This window comes from uncultured Fretibacterium sp. (assembly GCF_963544685.1).
GTDB lineage: Bacteria > Synergistota > Synergistia > Synergistales > Aminobacteriaceae > CAJPSE01.
On record NZ_CAUUGJ010000003.1, the window covers coordinates 43,079 to 52,801 of the forward strand.

General features: G+C 65.5%; 7 protein-coding genes. 3 read left to right on the forward strand and 4 right to left on the reverse strand.

The annotated features are described in order from the left end of the window. Positions 1-243 precede the first annotated feature (243 nt). From ABLA28_RS00815 to ABLA28_RS00830, 4 genes are all read right to left on the reverse strand, one after another. Complete coding sequence (locus tag ABLA28_RS00815) at positions 244-2,040, reverse strand: ATP-binding cassette domain-containing protein (protein ID WP_347712118.1); 1,797 nt, start codon at positions 2,038-2,040, stop codon at positions 244-246. Continuing rightward, entirely contained in the window at positions 2,037-3,083 is a 1,047-nt protein-coding gene (locus ABLA28_RS00820) for an HlyD family efflux transporter periplasmic adaptor subunit (protein WP_347712119.1), read from the reverse strand. Before ABLA28_RS00820 ends, ABLA28_RS00815 begins: the two co-directional genes overlap by 4 nt. Before the next feature lie 97 nt (positions 3,084-3,180). After that, positions 3,181-4,290 (reverse strand): ABC transporter permease, encoded by a 1,110-nt coding sequence (locus tag ABLA28_RS00825; RefSeq protein ID WP_347712120.1) that lies wholly within the window; start codon positions 4,288-4,290, stop codon positions 3,181-3,183. A gap of 2 nt (positions 4,291-4,292) precedes the next feature. Beyond that, on the reverse strand, positions 4,293-5,405 hold the full coding sequence (locus ABLA28_RS00830; RefSeq protein ID WP_314718100.1) for an ABC transporter permease: 1,113 nt from the start codon (positions 5,403-5,405) through the stop codon (positions 4,293-4,295). 426 nt (positions 5,406-5,831) lie between these two features. Between ABLA28_RS00830 and ABLA28_RS00835 the strand changes: the two genes are divergently transcribed. The 3 genes from ABLA28_RS00835 to ABLA28_RS00845 all read left to right on the forward strand — a co-directional run. After that, positions 5,832-6,527 (forward strand): hypothetical protein, encoded by a 696-nt coding sequence (locus ABLA28_RS00835; protein WP_347712121.1) that lies wholly within the window; start codon positions 5,832-5,834, stop codon positions 6,525-6,527. 215 nt (positions 6,528-6,742) lie between these two features. Further along, positions 6,743-9,433 (forward strand): EAL domain-containing protein, encoded by a 2,691-nt coding sequence (locus ABLA28_RS00840; RefSeq protein ID WP_347712122.1) that lies wholly within the window; start codon positions 6,743-6,745, stop codon positions 9,431-9,433. Then, the coding region (locus ABLA28_RS00845; RefSeq protein WP_347712123.1) for a hypothetical protein at positions 9,430-9,723 on the forward strand (294 nt) is incomplete at its 3' end. The genes ABLA28_RS00840 and ABLA28_RS00845, both read left to right, overlap by 4 nt.

Below are 9,723 nucleotides of genomic sequence, written 5' to 3' on the forward strand. Positions count from 1 at the left end.
ATTCTTCCACCATTTCTCCACCATTTCTCCAAGGAAGCAAACCCCGATTTCAATCAGGGACAGGCCTCCGACAACCAAAAAGTCCCATAGAGTTGGCTTAAGCCAACTTTATGGGACCCATTCTGACACGAAGGGCGGAGGGCGTCTGTTGCCAGGGCCACGGAAAGAGCGGAGGGGGCGAAGAGGAGTACCGGGTTGCGGACGGGGCCGTCCCGGGCCCGTCTCACGCCGGCCGGACCCGCGTCACGGCTTCGGGACGGCGGCCCCCGCCGCGTCCTGACGCTCGATCAGGGCGATGAACGCCTCCTCCAGGGTGGGGTCGGGGCGCTCGTCCGTCCGCACGGAGGCCTTGAGCGCGTCGGGGGGGCCGGAGGCTATGGTCCTGCCGCGGTAGACCAGCGCGATGCGGTCGCAGTACTCCGCCTCGTCCATGAAGTGCGTCGTCACCATCACGGTGACGCCCTTCAGCGCAAAGCTGTTGATGCAGGTCCAGAACTCGCGCCGCGTCACGGGGTCCACGCCGCTCGTCGGCTCGTCCAGGAAGAGGACGTCCGGCCCGTGCATCACGGCGCAGCCCATCGCCAGGCGCTGCTTGAAGCCCAGGGGCAGCGAGCCCGCCCGGGAGGAGAGGTAGGGCCCCAGATCGAACGTCTCGATCACGCGCTCCACCGCCGCGCCGCCCCTCAGCCCGTAGATGCCCGAGAAGAACCGCAGGTTCTGCAGCACGGTCAGGTCCCCGTACAGCGAAAACTTCTGCGCCATGTAGCCCAGCTTCGCCCGCGCCGCGCCGGGCGCCGTCCTGAAGTCCAGGCCGGACACGGCGCAGCCGCCCTCCGTGGGGGTGAGCAGCCCGCACATCATCTTGAACGTGGTGGACTTCCCGGCCCCGTTGGGGCCCAGGAGCCCGAAGATTTCGCCCCGCCCGATCGAGAAGGAGACGTCGTCCACCGCCGTGAAGCTCCCGAACCGCTTCGTCAGGTGCCGCGCCTCCACGGAGACGCCGCCCGTCCCCTTCTCGCCGAAGAACTCCGCCACCGCGCCGCTGCCGCGCCGGGCCCCGCCCAGAAGCTGCATGAACGCGTCCTCGAAACGGGGCGGCGTCGGCCCGAGCCCGAGTCCGGCCGGGGCCCCGGACGCCGCGACAATCCCGGCCTCGCGGGAGAGGGCGTCCAGGTCCCCCCTCAGCTCCGTGCCGTCGTCGCTCGTCAGGACGCGCACGCTCGACCCCTGGATGACCGCGTCCAGGGTGCTCCTGCGCTCCATCAGGGGGGCTATGAGCTTCCGTCGCCCCCCGCCGGCCCCACTCAGCAGGAAGACCCGGCTCTCGACGCGCTTCGCCAGGTCCTCCGGCGTCCCGTCGTAGAGCAGTTTGCCATCATTGAGGAGCAGCACCGTGTCGCAGGCCTCCGCCTCGTCCAGATAGGCGGTGCTCCAGACGACGATCCGGTCCTGGGCCAGAAGCTCCCGCACCATGCGCCACAGCTCGCGCCGCGCCAGGGGGTCCACGCCCACGCCCGGCTCGTCCAGCAGCAGGACGGGCGGCCGGGAGAGCAGCGTGCAGGCCAGGCCCAGCTTCTGCTTCATCCCGCCGGAGAGCCGGCCCGCCAGGCGGCCCGTGAAGGGGCCGAGCCCGGTGAAGGCGAGGAGCTCCTCGTACCGGGCGGCTCTCTCCTCGCGGGGCACGGAGCGCAGCTCGGCGTACAGGTCCAGGTTCTCCCGGACCGTCAGGTCCTCGTAGAGCCCGAACCGCTGCGGCATGTAGCCGACCCGCTCGTGGATGGCGTCCGTATCCGCCGCCGTGTCGTACCCGCACACCGTGACCCGTCCCCCCGTGGGCGCCAGGAGGCCGCAGAGCAGGCGCAGCAGCGTCGTCTTTCCCGCTCCGTCCGGCCCGACGAGGCCCGTGATCCGCCCCCCTGCGATGCGCGCCGTGATCCCGTCCAGCGCGGCGCGCCGGCCGAAGGTGCGGACCAGCCCCTCGATGACGATCTCGGAGCCCGAGGCGGGCCCTGCAGGCGGACGCTTTTCGGCCGGGCTCATTTCGATGCCGCGGCCTCGGAGGCTTCTTTGGATTCCATCGAGACGGCCTCCATCAGGACGGTGACGGGCATCCCGTTCTTGAGCCGTCCATCCCTGTCGTCCTCCACCAGGATCCGTGCGCGGTAGACCAGGTCGGTGCGCAGGTCCTCGGTCTGCACCTGCTTGGGGGTGAACTCGGCCGTCGGGGAGATGAAGGTGAGCGTGCCCTCGATGGGATCGGGGGACGAGTCCGTGACGATGCGCGCCGGCATCCCCACCCGGACCCGGCCGAGCTGCGGCTCCGGGATGTAGGCCCGGACCTGGATGGGGCGCTCGAGCGCCAGGGCATAGACGACCTGGCCCGCCCCCACGACGGTCCCGGGCTCGGAGATGCGGGTCAGGATGGTCCCCTCCGCCGGGGAACGGAGCTCCGTGTCCGACAGGGCGTTTTCGGCCTCCGCGAGCCGGGCGACGGCCGTCTCGTAGGCCGCCTCGGCCGCCTCGATATCCTCCCTGCGGTAGCCCTCGCGCACCAGGGCCAGGGCGTTCTCGGCCGCCACGAGCTCCGCCTTCAGGGCGCTGCGCTGCGACGCCGACCGGTCCAAATCGCTCTTGGCGACGGCCTTCCGGGCGAACAGGTTGGAGATGCGGCCATAGTCCTTCTCGGCCAGGTTCAGCGAGGCCCGGACCCGGTCGCGCTGCGCCTCCGCCTCCCGGACCTCCTCGGCGCGGAATCCGCGGTGCAGCTTGTCCAGCGCCGCCTTCGCCTGGAGCATGGCTCCCCGGGCCTCCGACCGCTTGATTCGGTAGGGGACGGGGTCCAAAATGCCCAGCAGGTCGCCGGACGCCACCCTCTCGCCCTCCTCGCGGTAAATAGCCTCGATGCGGCCGGGGACGCGGAAGCCCAGGAGCACCTGCCGGATCTCCACGTTGCCGTAGAGCCGGATCCGATTGGGGTCCTTCTTGCGGAAGCGATCGATCAGCCCCTCGAGCTCCCCGGTCGCGTAAAGTACGCCGAGGACGGCCGCGAAAATAAAAAACAGAAGGAGAAACCGTTTTTTCATGGCAAAGACTCCTTTTCTCGACTTCCGGGGCTCCGCCCCGGAACCCCGGCTTGCAACCCGAATGGTGACCGAATGGGAACGAACGGCGCAGCGACGGTCACTGTATCCTGCGCTTGAAGAACCACCCGGCGGCGCCGAGCGTCGTCGCCGCGATCCCGCAAAGCCAGAGGAGCTGTACGGTGACCTCGCGCAGGGGAATGTCCTTGAGGTAGACGCCGAGGGCGATGACGATGATGTGGCGGGCGGGGTTGAGCAGGGTCAGGGTCTGCAGGGCGTGCGGCATGTTCTCGATGGGCGTGGCGAACCCCGAGAGCAGGACGAAGGGCACCATGCAGGTGAACACCCCCAGGAACGCCTGCTGCTGCGTGCTGCAGAGCGAGGAGACGAAGAGCCCCACCCCCGTGCAGGCCAGGATGAAGAGCAGGAAACTGAGGGCCAGCAGCCCCAGGCTCCCCAGGCAGGGCACGCCGAAGACCGTGCGGGCCAGGACGTGGATGGTGACCCCGATGCCGAGGGCGATAGCGGCGGCCGGCAGCGCCTTTCCGATCACGATCTCCAGGGGTGAGAGCGGGGAGACGAGCAGCTGCTCGAACGTCCCGAGCTCCCGTTCGCGCGCGACGCTCATGCCCGAGACGACCAGGGACAGCATCTGGGTCAGCACCACCAGCAGCACCGGCAGGGTAAACCAGAGGTAGTCGTGGTTCGGGTTGAAGAGCTGGCGCGGCTCCACGGACAGGAGCGCGTCGGCCCCGGTGAGGGTCTTCCTGAGCCCGCGGGCGAAGCCGTTCGTGATGGATACGGCGTAGCCGTAGGCGATTTGGACTGCGTTGGCCTTCCGCCCGTCCAGGACGACCTGCACGGAAACCGGCTCGCCGCGCATCAGGGAGGCCGAGAAGCCCTCGGGGATGCGCAGGACCATCAGCGCTTTCTGCTCGGCGATGGCCGGCTCGACCTCCGGGACGCTCGACAGGCTGAAGGCGCGCGTGAAGGCCGGGCTCGCCGTGAAGGCCGCCTCGAGCCTGCGCCCCAGGTCCCCGTTGTCCTGGTTCAGGACCGCCAGGGGCGCGTTGCGCACCTCCATGGTGATGGCGAAACTGAACAGGAAGAGCATGATGAACGGCCCGACGAACACCTGAAAGCGCGTCTTCGGGTCCAGCAGGACGGCGTAGAGCTCCTTGACGACCAGGGAACGGATGCGTCCGAACATGGTCAGGCCAGCACCTTTTTGGTGTATCGAAGCGTCATGGCCAGGAAGAACAGACCCAGCAGCCCCAGCTTGATCATGTTGGGGATCAGGAGCGGCCAGACGTCGCCGGCCAGGAAAAGGGTCTGGAGGCAGGTCACCAGGTACCGCGCCGGCAGGACGGCGGCGATCGCCCTCTGGACGAACGGCATGGAGTTCAGCTCGAAGATGAAGCCGGACAGGAGCACGACGGGCAGGAAGGCGGAGAGCAGCGCGGCGAAGGAGGCGACGTACTGGTTTTTGGAGAGCGTCGAGATGATCAGGCCCTGCCCGAGCGCCGACATCATGAAGAGCGACGCCACGGCGAAGAGGGCCGGCAGGGAGCCGCGGAACGGGACGCCGAAGAGCGAAACGGCCAGGGCCAGGCTGAAGAACGTGGAGAAGATCGCCAGGAGGTAGTAGGGGATCAGCTTGCCCAGCAGGAGCTCCAGCGCGCTGACGGGCGTGGAGAAGAGCGCCTCCATGGTCCCGCGCTCCCACTCGCGCGCCACGACCAAGGCCGTGAGCATCGTCCCGATCAGGGCCATGATGACGGCCATGATGCCCGGGATGAGCGAGTACCGGCTCTCCAGCCCGTCGTTGTAGCGGAAATGGGGCTCCACGGCGATGGGCAGCGACGTGCGGGACAGCTCCCCTCCCCACTGGAGGATCGCGGCCACCGTGTAGTTCTCCGCCAGGGCTCCGGAGTTGGGGTAGCTCCCGTCCGTCAGCAGCTGAAGGGCGGCCTTCCGGCCCGAATTTTGGCCCGAATAAAGAGCGGCGGAGGTGCCTTGCGGGACGATCAGGACGCTCTTGAGCTCCCCCGTGATCAGCCCGGGCAGAAGCTCCTGGCGCGAGGCGGCGAGGCCGGGCTTGAAATAGGGGTTTCCGGCGAACCGCCGGGCCAGGTCCCGCGCCGGTTGTCCTCCGTCCTCCAGCGCGATCCCGAGGCGGATCCCGCGGGCGTCGAGGGACAGGCCGTAGCCGAAGAGGAAGAGCAGGGTGAGCGGCAATATGAAAGCGATGACGATGCTGCTGGGGTCCCGCACGATCTGAAGCGCCTCTTTTTTCGTCAGGGCCCGGAGTCTTTGGGCGAACATCGATCCCATCTCCTTGCAGACCCGGGAAAACCGACTCGCTCCGGCGGGCTCCCGGCCTTCCCGCAGGAGGGGGACATTCCGTCTCCGTAACCCCACCATCATAGCACTTCGGCGTATCCCATTTAAGGAAGATGAGGTCTGCGTATTTTTCCCCGTCCCAGGCCTCCCGTTGACGGCGGTAAGGACATTTGCTATTTTTGCCTTGGGTTCCCCTTTCCTTTCCAGACGAACGTATAAATGAGCATTTGAGCATTTTTGTCCTTTTGGAAGCTGGCCGAATTCGAAGCCTCTTGAATGGCGTCTGCGGGTTCGCCCGTTCCGGGGGATGGATTCGGTCGGCTGGAAGTATGAAGCCGCAGCGCTGTTCGATTTCTTGCGAGGCAGGAGTGACGGATTTTACGACGCGGGGGCTTGGGAGGCGATGTCATGGACGAGAGGGTACTGGGACCGACGCGGGAGGCCGCGCTGGAGGAGATCACAGAGTGCCGCCAGAAAATGGGGACGCTGCTGGTGATCTATTTTATAGTTATCCTGCTTCTGGTCCTGTATGGCGGAGGAAATCTTCTCTTTCTCATTGTGGTGGCGGCGGCTGGCGGGGGGTGCGCTTGGGGAAAAATCCTGTATGTGGCGCTGCCCATGTTCCTGTGGTTTTACAGTCAAGGAGCGAACACGAGCGGCAGAATCCTGATGCTCTATTCGGTTCTCGAGGAAATACAGGTCTGTATTGCAATGTACGTGCTGTTCGTGGCGATACCCTTCCTTCCGGTCCCGGAAGGGTATGTGCGGCTGTTGCTTCTGGCCGCCTTCGGAGGGTGGGTAGGTCTGACTTTGCTGTTCATCGGCCTTTTCAGGTCGGCACGACGGCTGGGCAAACTGATCTTTGCGTCGGGCGTTGGAGACAGGACCCGTGCGGGCCGATTGGATGTCGTGATGGTTGTGGTGATCATCATCTGCTATCTGGCACCGGCCCTTCCGGACTGGGGTTCGACACGGTCCTCGATGACGCTGAAGAGTCAACTGAAACAGTCGCCCGAGGTCGAGGTTCATCGAGCGAAGGAGGCGATTGACCGCATGGCCGCTTCCCCTCCGGCGGGCCAGGAGGGGGACGTCCCGTCTCCGTAACCCCACCATCACAGCACTTCGGCGTATCCTATTTAAGGAAGATGAGGTCTGCGTATTTTTCCCCGTTTGATGTTATACTGAAATATACTGTGGGCCGTTTGGCCCATTGGAATTGGGTACTAGGACAGGTCCTGTTCGTTCCCGGTTTACCCGGCCGGGATCGGGCAAGTGCGTTTGCGTCATCGGGAGGATGGCATGGAACGAGGAAACGCGTCATGAAATTGCAGAAAAAAATTTTCCGGGCCATCGTGGGGATCCTCCTGGGGCTTTCATTGGTCATGAGCGTGACCACGACCCACAGGACCGTCAAGGCGTTCGAGGGTATGGAGCGCCGCTTTTTCGAGCAGAACATGTTTCTCCTGCAGAAGTACATCGACGACGAGGTCAACCGCCTGGCCGGCTACGTCGCCGACTGGGGCGCGTGGGACGCCATGTACTCCTTCATGGAGACGCGGGACAACCTGCGCTTCGAGGAGCTGCTGACCGGGATGAGCCTTCGGGCGCTGGACATCGATTTTCTGGCGGTGCTCGACCGGGACATGAACATCGTGGTGGGGTACATGATCAACGAGCTCGGCAGCGAGGTCCCCCTGAGCAACGAGGCGCTGCGGCGGCTCAAGGCGGTGGGACCGCAGTTTCTGGCGATGGAGCCCGGGGCGTCCGATTCCGGCCCCGACGAGCGGACGCTTTCCCCCCATCTCATGAACCTGGACGGCGGCACGTACCTTTTTGGAAGCAATCCTATCCTGATGACGAACTGGAGCGGCCCCGCAAGGGGCGTGATCATCGTCGGGGTGGATTTTGCGAAACGGCTGAAGCAGATATCGGAGACCCTCGGGAGCCCCTGCGAATTCTTCCCCGTCCCTCTCCAGCGGTACCCGGACCGCTGGAGCCGAAGCGTCGCCATCGAGGAGTCGGCGGAGGGGCAGGCCCTGGTGTGGCAGACGCGCAGCGCGGTCATCGGCTCCGATGAGCCTTACGCCCTGATGATCCGCACCTCCCGCGACATCTACAACGAGGGCAAGAGAGCGGTCTACAATTCCTACCTCTGGATCTTCCTCAACGGCATCGTCGTCGTGGTGGCCGTGATGGAGCTTTTGTCCCGCCTGGTCCTCAAGCGCCTCGAAAAGCTGCGGGAGGTCGCGGACATGATCACCGAGGAGCTCAGCCTGTCCCTTCGCGTCCCCGTGACCCGGGACGACGAGATCTCGGACCTCTCCCGGTCCTTCAACGTCGTCTTCGGGACGCTCGAGCACATCGTTATGAACATCCCGGATGCCATGATTCTCTGCACCCCGGAGGGAGGGGTCATCCTGGCGAACCTCCAGGCCCGGAGGCTCCTCGGCCTGGAGGATGGAGCGTCTCGGAGCGGCAGGGGGATGCCGATAGAGGCCCTGGTCCGGAGGAACGGGGAGGGCGCCGCCCGTTCGGAGAAGGAACAGGATGTCTACGAGGCCTTCCTTTGTTCCCTGAGCGGCGTGGAGATCCCCGTCGAGATCCATCAGCGCTCCATCACCTTCGGAAAGCGAAGGCTGATCCTCTTCCTGGCACGGGACCTGACGGACCGCAAGCGCCTCGAGATGCGGCTCGCCTGGAAGCTCTATTACGATGACCTCACAGGGCTCCCCAACCGGACGTCGCTTGTCGAGGCCATAGGCAATGTCCTGAAGAAGACGGCGTCCAACTCGGACGCCGCCTGCCGGACGGCCCTGGCGCTCGTCAACATGGACCATTTCAAGAGCATCAACGCCGAGGTGGGGGACGTCAACGGGGACAGGATCCTGGTGATGGTCGCCGAACGGCTCAAGGCCACCCTGGACGGCAGGGGCGCGATCTACCGGACGGGCGGCGACGAGTTCGCCCTCCTGATCGGGATGCAGGGCGAGATGCAGGACAGGGTGGCCTTGCTCGCCATGCTGGAGAGGGCCCGGGATGCGGTCAACCTTCCGTGCGAGGTGGGGGAGGGCACGATCTATCCCAGCGCGAGCATCGGGGTTCTGTCGGACGTCTCCATCTGGAACTCCCCCGCGGTCATCATGGAAAAGGCGGCGAGCGCGCTGAAGAACGCGAAGAAGGCCGGGCTGGGGGCGGTCATCTTCTTCGAGGGCCACGACGACCGGGAGGAGGTCCCGTTCTCCGGCTCCATTCTCAGCATGAGGGCCGAGCTCCGGTCGGCGATCGAGAACGACGAGTTCATCCCCTACTTCCAGCCCGTCTACTCCATCGAGGATCGGGGGCTCAGCGGGTTCGAGACGCTGGTTCGCTGGATGCATCCTCAAAAGGGCTTCCTGCCGCCCTCGCGCTTCATCCCCTACGCCGAGCGCATCGGGCTGGTCGGCGAGATCGACCGCTGCATGATGCGCCGCGCCATGGAGGCCATACGCAAGTCCTCGAACGCCTTTTACTTCTCGGCCAACGGGTCGTCCAACCTGCTGCAGAACCCCAATGCGGCGGCCATCATCCGGGGCTCCCTGAACGAGGCGGGCATCGACCCCTCCTGTTTCGTGGTCGAGGTGACCGAGAGCGTCCTGATCGACAACCTGAAGGAGGTCAGCGCAACGCTCGACAGGCTTCGGGAGACGGGGGTCCGGATCTTCCTCGACGACTTCGGGACGGGCTACTCGTCGCTGCAGTACATCCATTCCCTGCCGCTCGACTGCATCAAGCTGGACATGGCCTTTGTCCGCCACGTCTTCGACTCCGAGAAGGAGGCCCGGATGCTGCGCACCATCATCGACATGGCCAACGCGCTGAACCTGGACACGATCGCCGAGGGCGTCGAGACGGAAGAGCAGTTGTCCTGGCTCGGCGAGGCCGGGTGCGGAAAGGCGCAGGGCTTCTATTTCTCCCAACCGCTGTCCTGGGCCGACGCGGAGAAGCTGATTCGGAGGGAAAGAGCAAAATGAAAAAATGGCTGTGGGGAACTGGCTTGATCTGCGGTATCCTTCTGGCGTTCGTCTCCCCGGCCGCCGGCAGGGACGGGAGGGTGACCATCCTCTCCATCAACCATCTGAAGAGCCAGCTCCTGCCGATCTCGGACAAGGTGAACAAGACCTCGGTACGCATGGGGGGGCTGGCTCATGCCGCGGGGCTCGTAAAACAGGAGCGGTCCCAGGACGACCCGAACGCCATCTTCGTCCAGACCGGGGAGGCGGTAGAGGGGCCGATGTGGCGTTATTTCGGCGGGGTCCCGGAG